This is a genomic window from uncultured Bifidobacterium sp., assembly GCF_959020155.1.
In the GTDB taxonomy this organism is placed as follows: Bacteria; Actinomycetota; Actinomycetes; order Actinomycetales; family Bifidobacteriaceae; genus Bifidobacterium.
The window spans coordinates 1-17,457 of sequence record NZ_CAUERC010000020.1 but is presented as its reverse complement, the minus strand read 5'-3'; the positions used below and the strand labels follow the sequence as shown (position 1 = coordinate 17,457).

Here is a 17,457-nt window from a genome sequence, read left to right as displayed (position 1 = left end):
TATGAGCACTGCAACCATGACTTCAACAACAACCATGACCCTGGCCGATCTCAAGGCTCAGGAAAAGGCCGCCAAGAAGGCCGAGAAGGAGCGTCAGAAGCGCATCGACGCCGACGAGAAGGCCGAGCGCAAGCGCGCCGCCAAAACCGGTTTCTCCAACCCGGCGAACCCGACCCGCTCGATGGCCCTGACCATCGTGTGCGCGATTTTCGCGGTCTACTGCCTCTTCCCGTTTGTCTACCTGATGATTAACGCCACCAAGACCCAGTCCGACTTCACTTCGACGTTCGGCCTCGGTTTCGGCAAAACGTTCGCCCTGTTCGACAACATCGCCACGGTGTTCACCTATCAGGACGGTATCTTCGGCCGCTGGTTCGTCAACACGATTCTGTATGTGGTGGTCGGCGCCGGCGGTGCCACCTTGCTGGCCATCATGGGCGGCTATGCGCTGGCCAAGTTCCGCTTCCCCGGCCGTAAGCTGTGCTTCGTGATCATCATCGGCGCCATTTCGGTGCCGGGTATCGCGCTGGCCGTGCCGCAGTTCCTGCTGTTCGCCAAGATGGGCCTCACGAACACCCCGTGGTCGATGATTATCCCGAGTTTGGTATCCACGTTCGGTCTGTATCTGATGTGGATCTTCTCCGATCAGGCCGTGCCGGATGAGCTGCTTGAAGCCGCGCGCGTGGATGGTGCCGGCGAGTTCCGCACCTTCTTCCAGATTTCCCTGCCGCTGTTGGCGCCCGGCATCGTGACCACTGCATTGTTCGCCATTGTAGCGACGTGGAACAACTACTTCCTGCCGTTGATCATGTTGAAGGATTCCAACTGGTACCCGTTGACGATCGGTCTGAACCAGTGGAAGGACCAGGCTTCAACCGCAGGCGGTCAAGCTATCCAAAACCTCGTGATTACCGGTTCGCTGATCACGATCATCCCTCTGGTGATTGCGTTCCTGTGCCTGCAGAAGTACTGGCAGTCAGGCCTCGCCGCAGGCGCCGTCAAGGAGTAACCTCTGGCTCCCCCTGACGGGAGCTGGCCGCGGAGCGGACTGAGGGTGGTCATATGGGGATTCGACTGGCGACCACCCCCAGTCAGCTTCGCTGACAGCCCCGCCAGCGGGGCGGCCTCTCTGGTGTTCACAACCTGCAAGCACAGCACTTCCCGCAAACCGATACAATAAAGGATTTGATTAATATGACTACTCATAGAGCATTTAGGTGGCCGTCCCTGCTGACGGAATCCGGCCGCGGCATCGCGTTCGGCGGCGACTACAACCCGGACCAGTGGCCCGAGGAGACGCTGGACGAGGATATCCGTCTCATGGGTGAGGCCGGCGTGAACGTCGTATCGCTGGCAATTTTTAGCTGGGACAAGATCGAGCCGGTCGAGGGCGCGTTCACGTTCGAGTGGCTCGACCATGTGATCGACAGGCTCGGCAGAGCCGGCATCGCCGTGGACTTGGCCTCCGCCACAGCCGCCGCACCGCTGTGGCTGTACGAATCCCATCCAGAGGTGCTGCCGGTAGACCGGTATGGTCATACCGTCAACGCGGGCTCACGCCAGTCGTGGCAGCCCACAAGCCCGGTGTTCAAGGAATACGCGCTGCGCCTGTGCCGCAAACTTGCCGAACACTACAAGGACAACCCGTATGTGACCGCCTGGCACATGGGCAACGAATACGGCTGGAACAACCGCTACGACTACTCCGACAACGCCTTGGCCGCGTTCCGCACGTGGTGCGAGGCCAAGTACGGTACCATCGACGCGTTGAACGAGGCGTGGGGCACGGCCTTCTGGTCGCAGCACGTGAACAGTTTCGACGAGGTGCTGCTGCCACGTCACATGGGCGGCGACGCCATGGTCAACCCGTCGCAGCAGTTGGATTACGAGCGGTTCGGCAACGACATGCTGCTCGACTTCTACAAAGCCGAACGCGACGCCATCGAGCAGATCTGCCCCGACAAGCCGTTCACCACGAACTTCATGGTCTCCACCGACCAGTGCGTCATGAACTACGCCAAATGGGCGGATGAGGTGGACTTCGTGTCCAACGATCACTACTTCCATGAGGGCGAATCCCACCTGGACGAACTCGCCTGCTCGGACGCGCTCATGGACTCCCTCGCGCTGGGCAAGCCGTGGTACGTGATGGAGCACTCCACCTCAGCCGTGCAGTGGAAGCCGCTGAACACACGCAAACGGGCCGGCGAACTCATGCGCGACTCCCTGGCCCACGTGGCCATGGGCGCCGACGCCATCTGCTTTTTCCAATGGCGGCAATCCAAGTCGGGCGCCGAGGCGTTCCACTCCGCCATGCTGCCCCACGCGGGCGCCGATTCCAAGGTCTTCCGCGGCGTATGCGAGCTCGGTAAGGCGCTGAAGACCCTCTCCGACGCCGGGCTGCAGGGCACTGAGCTCGAGCGTGCCGGCACGGCGATCCTGTTCAGCGCGGAATCCGAATGGGCCACACGCTCCGAAACCCTGCCCAGCATGAAACTCAACCACTGGCACGACGTGCGCGACTGGTACCGCGGCTTCCTGGATGCCGGGCTGCGCGCGGACGTGGTGCCGCTCGCCTACGACTGGACCGGCTACAAAACCATCGTGCTGCCCACCGTGCTCAGCCTGTCCGACGAAGACGTTCTCCGTATCGCCGACTTCGCGAAGGCCGGCGGAACCGTCATCGTCGGCTATGCCGCCGGCCTGATCGACGAGCACTTCCACATCGGCCTCGGCGGCTACCCCGGCGCCGGCAACGGGCTCCTACGCGACATGCTCGGCATCCGCTCCGAAGAATTCAACATCCTCGGTGAAGAAGCCGAAGGCGAGCCCAGCGAAATCAGCCTGTCCAATGGTCTGACGACCCGCCTGTGGCAGAACGACGTGACTTCCGTAGCCGCGGACACCACAGTGCTTGCCTCTTACGCAGGTGAGTCCGCCGCCAACTGGGAGCTGGAGCGCACCCCCGCCATCACCAGCCGCCCCTATGGCAACGGTACCGCCATCTACGTGGGCTGCGACCTCAACCGTCACGACATTGCCCAGTTGCTCAAAGCACTTGGCTCCCGATGGCAGGAGTTGTCGGCGCAGCCGACTGAGAGTGGTCAAACTCCAACCTATCCCACCACAGATCCCCGCATCCTGCACACCATCCGCCGATCCGCAGACGGCTCCACCCGCTTCGATTTCTACCTCAACCGCTCAAACCAGCCCGTCGCCATCAACGGTGTGGAAGGTGATCCCATCATCGCCCACCGTTGCGAGACTGACGCCGTTGGATATACGCTGAACCGCAACGCCATTCTTATCGCTAAAACGTCCTGCTAAACCGCGCTAGAATGGCAATGTTGTCCGGATAGAGGAGTGCGGCATGAGCGACGAGAAAACAGCCAAGCGTCGAGTGACGCTACGCGATGTCGCTCAGGCCGCCGGTGTATCGCTCAAAACTGCGTCGAACGTGATCAATGGCTCCGGGCGTATGACAGATGAGACCCGTGCCAAGGTCGAGTCGGTCATTAAGGACCTCGACTACCGAGTCAACGTGGCCGCCCGCAACCTCAACCGCGATCACACCGGCTTCATCACCCTCGCCGTGCCTTCGCTGATTCCGCCATATCTGGCCGAGCTCGCCAACCGCACCATCGAGGCCGCCCGTCAGCGCGACTATTCCGTATACGTCACCACGTATGCGGAAGGCTCCGCGAAAGGCGCGTGCGATCTGCTGAAGAAGTTCAACTCCACGGTGTCCGATGGCATGATCCTTTCCATGAGCGAGGTGGAAAACATTTCGCCCGATGATCTGAAGGTTGATTTTCCGCTGGTCATCGTTGGCGCGCGTACCACGTGGGGCATTGTGGATCACGTGACCCCAGACGATGTATCCGCAGCCGCCATGGCCGCAGGCTACCTGTATGACCGCGGTTCCACCAGACTTGCAGTGATCGGTGCCCGTGACGTTTACGACGAAGATGCATTGCTGAATGCCGTAGAAGGCAACGCGCAGCTGCGTCTGCGCGGCATCATCGAAGAGACCCGTAGGCGTGGGCTCTCCTTGGATCCGCAGCTGATTGGCAACACCGATCAGGATTGGACCATCGGAGCCGGTGCCCGTGTGACCCAGCGGCTCATTGATTCCGGCGTGCCATTCGACGGTGTGATTGCCTTGAACGATCAGTTGGCCATCGGCGCATTGACCGCTCTGCGCACCGCTGGTTATGAGGTGCCCGTGCAGGTGCAGGTCATCGGCTTCGATAACAACGAGGAAGCCCCCTACCTGCAGATTCCGCTGACCACCATGGATTCCCGCCTTGACTGGACGGCTCCCACGGCAGTGAATCGCATCCTCGGACGCATCGACGGCAGCATCACCAAGTCCGAACTGCTCACCACCGAATCCCAGGTCATCGCCCGCGCCTCCACACGCTGAACGACATTGCTGTAATGCTGGTGTTGCTGTACTGGGCCGTACGAGGCGTTGATACACCGGTTGACCAACACGGCATAAAGTGCTAAGGTGGCGATTGCGTGGTACACAGCTGTACCGCGTGGCGCATAAGGAAAGGAAGCGCCAAGCATCACTGGGCGTTCGTTCTGAGCGTTCACCATTCAAAGGAGAAAAAGCATGCGCCGAAATACCGCGCTTACTCGCATTATGGCATCCGGCGTGGCCGCCATAATGCTCTGCGCAGGAGGCACGTTCACTGTAAACGCCGCCGAAGAAGAACCAGTTAAAGCCGACGTCTCGGTCAAGGCCATCCAAGGCTTAAGCGATGATTTCATCGGCGGTATGGACGTCTCATCCATGCTCTCGCTGGAAGAAAGCGGCGTCACGTTCAAGAACGCCAATGGCGAGGTCGAGGATTTGTTCACGTTGCTCAAGGAATCCGGCGTGAACTATGTGCGTCTGCGTGTGTGGAACGATCCGTTCACCGCAGACGGCCAAGGATATGGCGGCGGCAACGTCAACGCCGATCGCGCACTGACCATGGCCAAGCGAGCCACGGCAGCAGGGCTGAAAGTGCTGGTCGACTTCCATTACTCCGATTTCTGGGCCGACCCCAGCAAGCAGCAGGTGCCCAAGGCGTGGAAATCCTTTGAAGGCGACGCGGACAAAACCGCCGACACCGTATACGACTACACCAAGCAGACTCTGACCACGTTCAAACAAGCCGGCGTGGACGTCGGCATGGTGCAGGTCGGCAACGAAACCACTGCGAAAATCGCCGGCATCTCTGGCTGGGACGGCATGTCCAAAGTATTCTCCGCAGGTTCCAAAGCCATACGCGAAGTGCTCCCCGAAGCCAAGGTCGTCATTCATTTCACCAACCCGGAGAAAGCCGGCACCTACGCCACTTACGCCAAACAGTTGAGCAACCACAATGTGGATTACGATGTGTTCGCCAGCTCCTACTACCCGTTCTGGCATGGCACCACCGAAAACCTCACCAGCGTGCTCAAGAACGTGGCCTCCACTTATAAGAAAGATGTGATGGTGGCGGAAACGTCGTGGGCATACACCTTGGATGATGGCGACGACGATTCCAACACAGTGCCCAGTAAAGTAACCGCCGATAACCTCAAGAAATACGACATCAGCCCGCAAGGCCAGGCCGATGAGATTCGCGCGGTCGCCGAGGCCGTGAACAATATCGGCGACAATGATGGCGATGGCGAAAACGACGGCCTGGGTGTGTTCTACTGGGAGCCCGCATGGGTGCCCGTGGGCACCGGCGGCAAGGATAACGCCGAACTGGTGGATACGTGGAACAAGTACGGTGGCGGCTGGGCCACTGAAGCGGCCGGCGAATACGATCCCAATGACGCCGGCCTGTACTGGGGCGGCTCAGGTGTCGATAACCAAGCTTTGTTCGATTTCTATGGCAAGGCGCTCGCCTCTCTGCCGACGTTCAAGTACATTCACACCGGTGCCGTCACCGATCATGTGTTCACCAAGATAGATCCAGTGGAGATTACCGCGACTGACTCGGATTCCATCGACGCGATCAAAGCGCAATTGCCGAGTGAGGTGGCCGCACACTATCAGGATGGGGTGGACGAGACCGAAACCGTGACCTGGCAATCCGCTGCGCTTGACTGGATTCGTGGCGCAGGCACATACACCATCACCGGCACCACCAACGCTGGCCACGACGTGACCGTCACCGTCACCGTCACCGCCACTCCTGCCAAGGATTACGTAACGGACGGCAGCTTCGAGAACGCTGAGAACGATAAGAACTGGACCATTGCCGGCACCGGTGCGTCCATCACCGAAGACAGTGGCAACGCCGCCGACGGCAAGCGCGCGCTGAAGTTTTGGGCATCCGATGCCTACAGTTTCTCCGCCACGCAGACCGTCACCGGACTCGAGCCTGGCGAATACGTGCTGACCGCCATGAGCCAAGGCGCGGCAGCGGACAACGCCGCTATTACCGATGGTGTGGCCCTCTCCGCCACAACGGGTGGCAAGACCACGTCCGATGCGCTGGAACTCAACGGTTGGGTTAAGTTCGATACCGCCACCGTGCCTGTCACCGTGGGTGCTGATGGCACAGCGACCATCACCATCACGGGCAACCTGCCTGCCGACGCATGGGGCAATGTGGACAAGGTCTCACTCGTCAAAAAGACCGAAACTCCGGTGAAGCCATCCACGGAGAACCTGGACAAGGCCGTGGCCGAAGCCGGGAAAATCAATCGCGATGAGTACACCAACGAGTCGCTCGCCAAACTCGATCAGGCGCTTGCCGCCGCTGACGTGCTGCTTGCCGGCAGCACCTACACCGAGCAGGACGTGAACGATGTGATCAAGCTTGTTGCCGATGCCATTGCCGGCCTCGCCCAAAAGGAGGTCTCCAGCCTGACCGTCACGCCAAGCAAAACCACCTATCAGGTGGGCGATGCCATCGATGCCGACCATGATCTCAAGGTCGTGGGCAACTATTCCGCAGGCATGGGCAACGTGACGCTTTCCGCCGACCAGTTCACGCTCGATTACGATTTCTCCGCTCCCGCTGATGCGGCGAAGGTTACCGTAACGCTCAAGTCGAATCCGAATGTCACCGAAACCTATACGGTTGCGGTTACCGCTCGGGCCGAAGGTGGTTCCGGCAACGGCTCGGACGGTGCGGGTAATGGCGGGGCTACTATCAATCCCGATACGGGCGAGGGCGATAAGACCAACGGTGCGAATGGCGACAAGATCACTGGTGTGCTGAGCAATACCGGTAGCGCGGTGACTGCCGTGGGTCTTGCGGTTGTCGTTCTCGGCGTGGCCGGCGGGGTCTCGCTTGCTTTGCGTCGTAAGCGCTCCTGATAGAGACTGATGCGGCATTATGATGCGGTTGCCGGCAGCCGGCAACCGGCTGCCAGATGCCATCTGTCGGCTGTCGTTTATCGGTTGTCGGCTGTCAGATGCGTCTGTCTCGGCGCAGCGATGCGATTCTGTCCCGGTTCGTGCATCAATCGTTTGATGTGGGTACCAGGACAGAAATCACTGTCCTGGTTTGCGAAAACGGGTGTTTTTCGCGTACCGGGACAATTCCCGTTGCCCCGGTTTGCACGTCAATCGTTCTACGTGAGAACCGGGACAGTATGTTGATTTCGGGATTGGCTGTATTCCGCCGATTCTGTTTGTCGGGGTATGTGGACTTTGGGGATTGTCTTGTCCTGGTTCTCGAAAATGGCCCGAAATTGCGTACCGGGACAACGATTTCTGCCCCGGTGCAAACGTCAATCGATTGACGCCTGTACCGGGGCAAATTCGCGCCCGGGAACAATAGGGCGAGGGCCGGTCGCAGGAGTAGAGCGTGATGTTGTCATGATTGCGCTTGGCTCTCCCACACGGAAGGCCGGGCGCAATCATGCCGTTTGGTTGCAGCACCCGCACATCGCCTGCATAACCGTGTACAGTGGCGTGTAGTTGCAGTACATGAAGGAGCATCACAAGCCATGACCAACGGACACATCAATCCCGCCAACGTGCCGGACATCGCCTTGAAAGACGGCCATTCCATTCCGCAGGTCGGCCTTGGCATGCTACGTATCGATGACGAGGGCGTGGCCCCTGTCGTCGAATCTGCGCTGGAAGCCGGATACCGCCACATCGATGGCGCCGCCGGATACAACAACGAGGCCGGCGTGGGTCGTGCGCTCGCCGCTTCCGGATACAACACCGGCGCCAAGCGCGAGACCCTGTGGGTCACCACCAAGCTGCGCGACTCCGAGCAGGGCTACGACTCCGCGCTCAAGGCATTCGACAACTCCCTGAAACTCCTCCAGCTCGATTACGTGGACATGTACATGATCCATTGGCCCACGCCGTTCGACTGGCGCAGCACCGACACCTGGAAGGCGTTCGTCAAGCTGCGCGACGAAGGCATGGCACGCACGCTCGGCGTATGCAACTTCATGCCCGCCGATCTGAAGCGTCTGCACGGGGAGACCGGCGCATGGCCGGCCGTCAATCAGATTGAGCTGCACCCCACGTGGCAGCAGCGCGAAGTGGTGGCGTTCTGCAAGAAGCACGGCATCGCCGTGGAGGCCTACTCGCCGATGGCGCGTGGCGCCGACCTCAACGCCGGCGACGGCACCATCGAGAAGATCGCCGCCGCCCATGAGGTCAGCCCGGCCCAGGTGATTCTGCGCTGGCACATCGAAAACGGCACGATCATCATCCCCAAGTCCGTGCATGCCGACCGTCAGAGGGAGAATCTCGACCTGTTCGGCTTCGCCCTGACCGCCGATGAACACGCTGCCATCGACGCCCTCGACGGCCCCACCCGCGCCGGCCACGACCCCCTCACCTTCACCTATGCGTGATTGATGGCACGTCGTAACGCCCACTTCCGCCGTCGTTTCAACGCCTCTGGACCGCTGGAGCGCGTGCTGATTCTCATCGTTCTCGCCGTAGCAATCGGCGTGACCATCGGCCTGTTACTGCCGCAGGTCAGCTCCGACGTGGCCAAAATCACCGGTGGCTACACTGCCACCGGTTCAGCCGCCGACACTTTGAACGCGCTCGCCGTAGACGACAACCAAAGCTCCTCCGGCTACGACCGCGATTCCTTCGGTTTCCGCACCACCGACGTCGACGGCAATGGCTGCGACGTACGCGACGACGTGCTCGCCCGTGATCTCACGGACATCACCTACAAATACGCCGGTTCCTGTGTGGTCGAGTCCGGCACACTGGCCGATCCGTACACCGCTCAGACCATCCATTTTGTACGTGGCCGCGCCACCAGCGCCAAAGTGCAGATCGACCATGTGGTGGCCCTTGAAAACGCTTGGCAATCCGGTGCGCGCGACTGGTCCACTGCCAAACGCCATGAATTCGGCAATGACCCCTACAACCTGCTGGCCGTCGACGGCCCGGCCAATCAGGAGAAGGGTTCGGCTTCCGCCGCCTACTGGCTACCCACCAACGCCGACTACCGTTGCGACTACGTGGCCCGCCAGATTGGCGTCAAAGACAAGTACCGGCTCACCGTCACCTCCCAAGAAAAGGACGCCATGCTCGCCGTCCTCCACACCTGCCCGGGCCAGGCCGTGCCCGCAGACGAATAGGGGCTACCGCTCAGGATTGTTGAGCATAGGTGCCTGCCCCTCGTCATAAGCGCGCAGGAGCCGTCGGAGCAAAAATGTGGTGAAGTATGGTGCGGTGAACACGTGTTCGCTGCTACCGATATTGCCGGCGGATAGTTTCACGCCGAACTGAATTTCCGGATAAGAATCCGAAGCGATTAGCGTCCGCATGGATTTGGCGGTGCCTTTTTTCGATTTCACCTCCACCGGCACCAGCCATTCGCGCGTGCGGACGAAGAAATCCTGTTCCAGTGTGGAATCCTCTTTTTTGTAGTAGTACAGGTCATAGCCGGATTTCCGTAGCGCTTCAGAGACGATGCTCTCGTACATAGCACCCTTATAGACACCAAGATTACGATTGGCCCGCAGATCATCACTGGCCTCGTCGTCAAGCATCGCTACGAACAGACCGGTATCGCCGAAATATATCTTGAACTTGTTTTCGTCATAATTGCCTTTCAACGGCAGTTCAGGATAGGACATACATCGGCAGATATTCACCATTCCCGAGGTTTCAAGCCATTCCACGCATCCTCGATAGTCTTTGAAACGCGCTCCGCTGGCAACCTTGCTGATTTGGAACTTCTTGTTTTCCTTGGCGAGTTGCACGGGAATATGGTTGAACACGTTGAGAATTCGTGCCTGATCGAGTCCTTGCGCGTATTTGCGGATATCCTCCTGGTAGTCCAAAATAAGCTGGCGCTGCAATTGCAGTGTTCCCTCGAACGTGCCAGTGCGTATATGGGAGGCGACAACCGCAGGCATGCCGCCAAGCACGCAGTAATCCATAAATGCCGTGGAGAAGACGTTCATTTCCACTTCAGAGAATGGCGTAGCATCACACAGGTGGGTGAACATGCTTTCGATGACGGCCTCATCGTATCCGCGAGCCCACAGAAATTCCTCGAAGTCCAACGATCGCATTTCGTAGTCGGTCTTATATCCCACGCTATTGCTTTCGATTTGCTTATAGCTGATGCCCAGCATTGAACCGCTGCAAATCACATCATATTTGCCGTCGATTTTAAAGAACTTCAGTGCAGTGACGATATCAGGATGGGCCTGGATTTCGTCGAAAAAGATGAGCGTATCGCCCGGAATGAACTTTTTAGCTGGGTCGATCAGGGAAATATTGCGGACGATGGTATCCGCGCCATAACCGTCCGCAGTGATTGCACGATATTTCGGTTCCTCAACGAAGTTGATTTCCACTACCGAACGGTAGTTGTGTGCGGCAAAGTAATCGATAGTCTCTGTCTTGCCTACTTGACGAGGGCCCTTGATGATTAGCGGGGAGCGATTCGGGTCGGATTTCCATGCATTGAGATAGGCATCGGCTTTGCGTTTGAGATACATGAGGAGCCCCTTTCCGAATTACTGCTATATCAATGATTTTACACTTTCATGAGCGAGTTTTCTACCGTCTGGCACATTTCATGAGCGAGTTTTTGGCGGTTTTTCACATTTCATGAGCGAGATGGCGGGAGATGCCAGCTGCCAGTCCGCCGGTCATCCATCAATCGTCCGCAGATTGTCTGTTTGTTGACTCGGGAAACATGCCTGCGCTATAACTGTGCGCGGTATGAAGGGAACAGGTACAAACGATATGGCGGTAACACACACCGCGGCAGATGTCACTGCGGCAACCACTATGACGAACGCTGTGACAGACATCGAACAGGAAACACCGGAAATTGAGAAGGAACGCCAGCTTGCTGGAGTCGGAACCGGGACCGGAGCAGGGGCGAACAACAAGAAAAAGCCGCATGACCATGCGCTGGCCAGTATCCTTGGTCCCGCGTTCGTGGCGGCCGTGGCCTACGTCGATCCTGGTAATGTGGCGGCCAACATCACCTCCGGTGCGAGGTACGGCTACCTGTTGGTATGGGTGCTGGTGCTCGCCAATGCCATGAGCGTGCTTATCCAGTATCAGTCCGCCAAACTCGGCATCGTGACCAACAAATCCTTGCCGGAACTGCTGGGTGAGCGTATGAGCGACGCCGGCCGATTCATGTTCTTTATGCAGGCTGAAGTCATCGCCATCGCCACCGATCTGGCCGAGGTGATCGGCGGTGCCATCGCCCTGAACCTGCTGTTCGGATTGCCGCTGTTCATCGGCGGTTTGGTGATTGGCACAATCTCCACGGTGATGCTATGGTTCCAAGGTGGCAAGACACAAACCACGTTCGAGCGCATCATCATCGTGATGCTGCTGGTGATTACGTTCGGTTTCATCGCGGGTCTGTTCGTAGCCCCGCCGAACCCCGGCGAAGTGGTCAAGGGCATGATTCCACGCTTCCAAGGCGCCGACTCGGTGTTGATGGCCGCCTCGATTCTGGGCGCCACCGTGATGCCGCACGCCATCTACCTGCACTCCACGCTGGTGAACGACCATTACGCAGGCGGCGAAAAGCCGTCGATCAAAACGCAGCTGAGAGGCTCGAAAATCGATGTGGCCTGGGCGCTGTTGCTGGCCGGCACCGTGAATCTGGCGATGCTGGTGCTCGCCGCCAACTCGCTGCATGGCATGTCTGGCATGGACTCCATCGACGGCGCACAGCGGGCGATCACGCAGGTGCTTGGCCCGGTGATCGGCACGATCTTTTCCATCGGCCTGCTGGCTTCGTCGCTGAGCTCCACATCGGTTGGCACGTACGCCGGCTCGGAAATCATGCACGGTCTGCTGCACGTCAACGCCCCGATGTGGGCCTGCCGCGTGGTCACGCTGGTGCCGGCACTGATTGTGCTGTGGTTCGCCAAGGACCCGACTCAGGCGCTGGTCATCGGCCAGGTGGTGCTTTCCATCGGCATCCCGTTCGCCGTGATTCCGCTGATGCGATACACGCATGACAAGGAACTCATGGGCAAGTGGGCTGATGGAACCGTCAAGCACGTGATTTTCATGATCGTCGTGGCGCTGATTGTGGCGCTCAACGTGCTGCTGATTGTCCTGACGCTGATGGGCAGGGCGTAATAGACTCCAGCTGAAATCCTGCGATAGCACAACATAATAAGAAGCCCCGGTGTTGGAAACCGGGGCTTCTTATTATGTTGAGAATGGTTGGATCTGCCGTCAGTTCGCAGCCATACGCCGCGCACGCCGTTCGCGCAGCGCGCGCAAGGAAATAATGTCTCGCGTACGACCGGCACCGTCGCCCTTGACGCCGAAGAACACCATCAACACCATTGCCAGGCAGATCATTGCGGAGATGCGCAGCGCCCATTGAATGCCAAAAATCGAAGCGGCGACGGCGGAGGCGCCGCCCTGCTTATGCAAAGCGGCAAACGTTTCCATCAGAATCACCAACACGGGTGCGCCCACAGCGCCCGCAATCTGACGCGCGGTATTCGTCACCGATGATCCGGCGGACACTTCGCTCGGCCCGTTCAGGCAATTCAGGGACCACGTGGTAATCGGCATCAGCAGGAAACCCATGCCGATCTGACGGATGAACTGGCAGATTGACACCCACCAGATCCACGTATCCATCGCCACCAGCGACATGCCCAAGGTGCCAAGGGTCAACACAATCGAACCGAACAAAGCCACGGGTCGTGCGCCGAATCGATCCATCGCACGGCCGCCGAAGAACTGGGAGACGCACTGGCCGATAGCGCCCGGCAGCATGATCAGACCGCTCATCGTGGCCGAATAGCCGCGGTCGGTCTGGATGTAGAGCGGCATGATGACCAGAATCGAACTGAACGCGAAAAATGCCAGCGACGCGGTAATGGTGCCGACGGTGAACGAACGGTTCTTCAGCACTTCCAAGTCCAGCAGCGGCGGCTGGGGGAGTGCCGACTCGTCCTTGGCTGCGGCCTCGCGATACCGCTTGCCAGCGCGCAGGTTACGCAGCACGAACCAGACAATGCCGACCAGTCCCACAACCATGGGCCCCCACGTGACCGGTGCCGCGAATCCATAGGTCTCTGAATTGGTGAAGCCGAACATAAGCCCACCAAAGCCGATCACCGACAGGCACACCGAGAAGAAGTCCGCGCGGGCCGAAGGGTCGTGTGAACCGAAATTATGCAGTCCGAACATGGCCGCCAGCAGCGAGATTACGCCAATGATGGTCATGGTCAGGAAGATCGAGCGCCAGCCGTTGGCATCGGTCTGCCAGCCGCCCAAGGTGGGGCCGATGGCCGGAGCCACGCTCATGGCCATGCCCACGGTGCCCATCGCAAAGCCACGACGGGAAAGCGGGTAGATGGAAAACACCGTGATCTGCAGCACCGGCCACATCACGCCCGTGCCGGCTGCCTCCAGCACGCGGCCGAGCAGCACGAAGAGGAAGTTCGGGCCCAGCCAGGCAAGCAGGGAGCCGACCGTGAACACCGCCATCGAGCAGATCACGATCTGACGGGTGGAGAAACGACGGGTCAGGAACGCGGTCAGCGGTACCATGACGCCCATAACCAGCTGGAACACGGAGGTCAGCCACTGGCCTGTGGTCACGGAAATATGGAATTCCGACACGATGATCGGCAGCGCCGAGCTCAGTTGCAGCTGGGTAAAGTTGCCGACAAAGGTGATGAAGGTCAGGATTGCGATCGAAATAAACGCGGCATGACTCAGCTTGCCGTCAACGTACGATTCCTCTTGGCTCAGCACTCGTTGCAGTTCGCCACGACGGTTCTTGATTCCGCTCTCTCCAGCCACGCACACACTCCACTTCCGTTGCTCGGCCTGATGGCTTTGGGCGGTGTCGGTTGGCATGTCGGTTCTTCATGCGGCGTCATATGTCGCGCAACAATCGATGGTTTCGGCGACCGTCTCTTCATGTGCTTGGCCGGGCAGCCTCTCAAAAGCACCCCAATACGTTATACCTGGGGGTGCCCAGTCGGTTCGGAATATGTGCAGAAGCGGGGAGCGAACCCACTTTTCGCAAGAGACCGGGGCATAATAGGTGGTTGGTCATTGCATAGATATGCAAGTTGGCTCAGACATTTTGGGAATTGGTATGAGCAGGCATAGGGCAGGGCACGCAGTAAGTATTCCGAGCAGAAGGCACCGTGTCTGGCCATGGGTGGTGTCGATTCTGGCATTGCTCGTGGTGCTGTTAGGCGTGTGTGGATTCTGCGGATTGAAACCGTATTCCGAAGCCAAGCAGGTTAAGGCTCATGAGGAGCAGGCTTTGCAATTGTTGGGTGGCATATCCGATCTCAGCAATCTCGACAACGTTGATAAGGTGAGTTAGCAGATCGATCAAGCGAAGACCGAAACCGCCGCGGCGAACGATATTGTGCATGGCACGCTGTGGAACATTGCCTCGAAACTGCCAGTGTATGGCGATGACATTACCGCCGTGCAGGGCATGACTTCGGTAGTGGATTCATTGATTGGCGACTCGGCGCCGCAGTTTATGAATGTGCTGACTACTTTGAAGAATGCGCAACTGAGCACAGGGGATGGGCAGCTGAATATTCAGCCGATTCTGGAGGCGCAGAAGACCATTGTCTCAGCCAATGAATCGCTGCAACAGCAGGTCCAGAAATATCAGAATCTGCCGAAGGCCCATATCGGCATAGTCAACGATGCCTACAACACCGGCAAGACTCAATTAACGAAATTGGCCGATAGGGTTGATCAGCTATCTGGCACATTCCAGATTCCGCCGAATTTTCTCGGCTCTGGCCAGGCGCGTACATACGCGTTGATGGCCATGACCACTTCGGAGGAGCGCTCATCCGGTGGCCTGATTGGTTCCGTGGGTGTGGTGACTACGGACAACGGCAAGATTAGTATTGGGGATTTCCGCTCGAACAAAGAGTGCATCCCGTATGGTGCTGGTGATCCAACGGAAGATGAACAGCGTATTTTCGAGCAGTGGGGGCCTCTGAAAATGTCGTTCGATATCCGTGATTTGGCTGTATATCCTGATACCTCTCGTGTTGCAGAAGGTATGCAGTCTATCTGGCAGCGCACATCATGGGGACGTGACACTCCATTGGATGGTGTGCTCATGGTTGATCCGGTGTTTCTGCAGGAATTGGTGAAAATCAACGGCAACATCACGCTTTCTGATGGCCGTGTGCTCGCCGGAGGCAACACTGCTGAATTCCTGTTAAACAAGGTGTATATCGATTATCCGGTTTACATGCAGGACACCTATTTTGCCCAAGTCGCCGAGCAAACAGTTAGTAACATGTTCTCTAATTTGGATTTGACGAAGCTGAGCAAGGTAGCGCAACTGATGGGAAGTATGTCGGAAGGTCGTTGCTTCTCAATGTATTCGTTTGACGAGGCTACTGAGAAGACTATTAGCGATGCAGGCTTCACTGCACAGACTCCGAGCAGTGAGGAACATCCGCAGGCGGGTGTGTATGTGACTGAGCAGAACCCGTCAAAGATGGGGTGGTATATTCACCGCACGTCGAAGATAACTCGTTCCGCCTGCAATAATGATGGTTCTCAGACCTACCATGTGGAATATACGATGACGAATACGATAGACGATAACCAGATTGGCATAGCTGGAGCTGCCGGAACGTATATTCTCAGTGTAAACGCTGATCAACAAGGCCGTGGCGTAGAGAAAACCTTAATCTACGCTCCTGCGGGAGGCAGCCTCACGAATCTTCAAACCTCAGGTGGTACGGTGACTGGTAGTCGTCAGGAGACTTTGAATGGCAAGACCGTGTATGCCAGCATCGCCAATATCGGCCCTGGAGAATCCGTTACCTACTCCTTTGATGTGACTACCTCTATCAAGGCCGTCTCCGACCTCACCATCGACCAAACTCCAATGGGCTGGACTGATTCCGGTGTCACCACTGACACCGCTGCCTGTTCCATCAACAAGCAGTAAAAACTGAGCTCTCTCTGTGAGGGAGCTGTCAGTCGCGCTGACTGAGGGAGGGATCAAAAAACGGCGCTGTTGTTGTTTTCGTGGGTGGTGGTTCGTTGTTGAACCGTTGTGGGAGTAAGAGAAGAGCGCTTTTTGGGTAGGCTGTTTAACGACCAAGAAAAGCACAGCCAAAAAGCGCCTGATGAGCAGCATATTCAACCAGCTTCTCAACGTCAAAGGCACGGTGGTCGAGGACGTGCGGATCGTCGACTCGCCGTTGCGTCCCGAGCCCGTGCTCGAGGTCCGCGTGCGCCCGCGTGCGGGCGCGCTCAGATGCTCCCGCTGCGGAAGGAGGCACCGCGGGTATGACCAGGGCGGCGGAGTGCGCCGCTGGCGTGGCCAGGACTTCGGGCTGCTGGCGCGTCGAACTGGTCGCCGCCATGCCGCGCGTGGACTGCCCGAGGTGCGGCGTCGTGGTCGCCTCCGTGCCGTGGGCGGAACCGGGCAGCCGGTTCACCAGGGATTTCGAGTGTTTTGCTTCAATGTTTGTTCGACAGGTTCGGCAGTGTTTTTCCGTAGTGTGGGCTGATGGTTTTCCCCGGTGTCGTCATCGTTTCCCGGTGATGTGATAGGCATCGGTGCCGCGGCCTGTATATTCCCGAGTTGCCAATCGGTTTTGATTCGGCCGGTTGCCGCCGGCCGGCGCTCGGGAAGGAAAGGAACATGGCGATACCGATGCCCATTGTGCAAGATATCAGGAGACTCGACCGGCAGGGAATGTCGCGCGCGCAGATAGCGCGGCGTCTTCACGTGGATCGCGGGACGGTCGCGAAGTACGCGGATATGGAGGATTGCTCGCCCAAGCCGAAGGCGGATCGCAGGTACGGGTCGAAGATCGACCCGTACGCGCATCTGGTGGACGGGTGGCTGGAGGCCGATCGTCTGCTGCCCAGGAAGCAGCGGCACACGATCAGGCGCGTGCACGACCGTCTGCTGGCGGAGACGGACTACGACGGCGAGTATTCGACCACGATGCGTTACGTGCACCGGTGGCGCGAGGCGAACCGCGGCGTGCCGGATC

General features: G+C 58.5%; 10 protein-coding genes and 1 pseudogene. 9 read left to right on the top strand and 2 right to left on the bottom strand.

Annotated elements, in window-relative coordinates; translation table 11 throughout:
- Position 1: 1 nt before the first annotated feature.
- The 6 genes from Q5H31_RS06060 (at position 2) to Q5H31_RS06035 (ending at position 9,567) form a co-directional block, all read left to right on the top strand.
- Positions 2 to 1,009, top strand: coding sequence for a carbohydrate ABC transporter permease (locus Q5H31_RS06060; protein WP_007055725.1), 1,008 nt, complete (start codon positions 2 to 4; stop codon positions 1,007 to 1,009).
- Between the two features lie 185 nt (positions 1,010 to 1,194).
- Complete coding sequence (locus tag Q5H31_RS06055; protein WP_117833263.1) at positions 1,195 to 3,327, top strand: beta-galactosidase; 2,133 nt, start codon at positions 1,195 to 1,197, stop codon at positions 3,325 to 3,327.
- A 43-nt stretch (positions 3,328 to 3,370) separates the two neighbouring features.
- Positions 3,371 to 4,426 (top strand): LacI family DNA-binding transcriptional regulator, encoded by a 1,056-nt coding sequence (locus Q5H31_RS06050; protein WP_302457602.1) that lies wholly within the window; start codon positions 3,371 to 3,373, stop codon positions 4,424 to 4,426.
- Positions 4,427 to 4,621: 195 nt separating this feature from the next.
- Complete coding sequence (locus tag Q5H31_RS06045) at positions 4,622 to 7,315, top strand: glycosyl hydrolase 53 family protein (RefSeq protein ID WP_100969255.1); 2,694 nt, start codon at positions 4,622 to 4,624, stop codon at positions 7,313 to 7,315.
- 635 nt (positions 7,316 to 7,950) lie between these two features.
- Entirely contained in the window at positions 7,951 to 8,820 is an 870-nt protein-coding gene (locus Q5H31_RS06040; RefSeq protein ID WP_007057836.1) for an aldo/keto reductase, read from the top strand.
- Between the two features lie 3 nt (positions 8,821 to 8,823).
- The gene (locus tag Q5H31_RS06035; protein ID WP_302457601.1) at positions 8,824 to 9,567 is read left to right on the top strand and encodes an HNH endonuclease family protein; all 744 of its coding nucleotides are present in this window, start codon (positions 8,824 to 8,826) and stop codon (positions 9,565 to 9,567) included.
- A 3-nt stretch (positions 9,568 to 9,570) separates the two neighbouring features.
- Here Q5H31_RS06035 and Q5H31_RS06030 read toward each other — a convergent pair whose 3' ends face one another.
- Positions 9,571 to 10,941 (bottom strand): ATP-binding protein, encoded by a 1,371-nt coding sequence (locus tag Q5H31_RS06030; protein ID WP_007055696.1) that lies wholly within the window; start codon positions 10,939 to 10,941, stop codon positions 9,571 to 9,573.
- Between the two features lie 250 nt (positions 10,942 to 11,191).
- Here Q5H31_RS06030 and Q5H31_RS06025 point away from each other — a divergent pair, with 250 nt between their 5' ends.
- Positions 11,192 to 12,559: an Nramp family divalent metal transporter gene (locus tag Q5H31_RS06025; RefSeq protein ID WP_302457600.1), complete on the top strand. Its 1,368-nt coding sequence runs from the start codon at positions 11,192 to 11,194 to the stop codon at positions 12,557 to 12,559.
- A gap of 99 nt (positions 12,560 to 12,658) precedes the next feature.
- Here the strand turns inward: Q5H31_RS06025 and Q5H31_RS06020 are convergent, their stop codons facing one another.
- Entirely contained in the window at positions 12,659 to 14,248 is a 1,590-nt protein-coding gene (locus tag Q5H31_RS06020) for an MDR family MFS transporter (RefSeq protein ID WP_195202217.1), read from the bottom strand.
- Between the two features lie 541 nt (positions 14,249 to 14,789).
- Between Q5H31_RS06020 and Q5H31_RS06015 the strand changes: the two genes are divergently transcribed.
- The gene (locus Q5H31_RS06015; protein WP_232781562.1) at positions 14,790 to 16,397 is read left to right on the top strand and encodes a DUF4012 domain-containing protein; all 1,608 of its coding nucleotides are present in this window, start codon (positions 14,790 to 14,792) and stop codon (positions 16,395 to 16,397) included.
- Between the two features lie 702 nt (positions 16,398 to 17,099).
- Positions 17,100 to 17,457 (top strand): annotated as a pseudogene (locus Q5H31_RS06010) (IS21 family transposase); the annotation flags it as partial.

What these genes read in the sequence shown, in the direction of transcription:
- Q5H31_RS06025 (WP_302457600.1), top strand. Translation starts at nt 11,192, where the DNA reads ATGGCGGTAACACACACCGCGGCAGATGTCACTGCGGCAACCACTATG.
- Q5H31_RS06050 (WP_302457602.1), top strand. Translation starts at nt 3,371, where the DNA reads ATGAGCGACGAGAAAACAGCCAAGCGTCGAGTGACGCTACGCGATGTC.
- Q5H31_RS06035 (WP_302457601.1), top strand. Translation starts at nt 8,824, where the DNA reads ATGGCACGTCGTAACGCCCACTTCCGCCGTCGTTTCAACGCCTCTGGA.
- Q5H31_RS06030 (WP_007055696.1), bottom strand. Translation starts at nt 10,941, where the DNA reads ATGTATCTCAAACGCAAAGCCGATGCCTATCTCAATGCATGGAAATCC.
- Q5H31_RS06045 (WP_100969255.1), top strand. Translation starts at nt 4,622, where the DNA reads ATGCGCCGAAATACCGCGCTTACTCGCATTATGGCATCCGGCGTGGCC.
- Q5H31_RS06040 (WP_007057836.1), top strand. Translation starts at nt 7,951, where the DNA reads ATGACCAACGGACACATCAATCCCGCCAACGTGCCGGACATCGCCTTG.
- Q5H31_RS06060 (WP_007055725.1), top strand. Translation starts at nt 2, where the DNA reads ATGAGCACTGCAACCATGACTTCAACAACAACCATGACCCTGGCCGAT.
- Q5H31_RS06055 (WP_117833263.1), top strand. Translation starts at nt 1,195, where the DNA reads ATGACTACTCATAGAGCATTTAGGTGGCCGTCCCTGCTGACGGAATCC.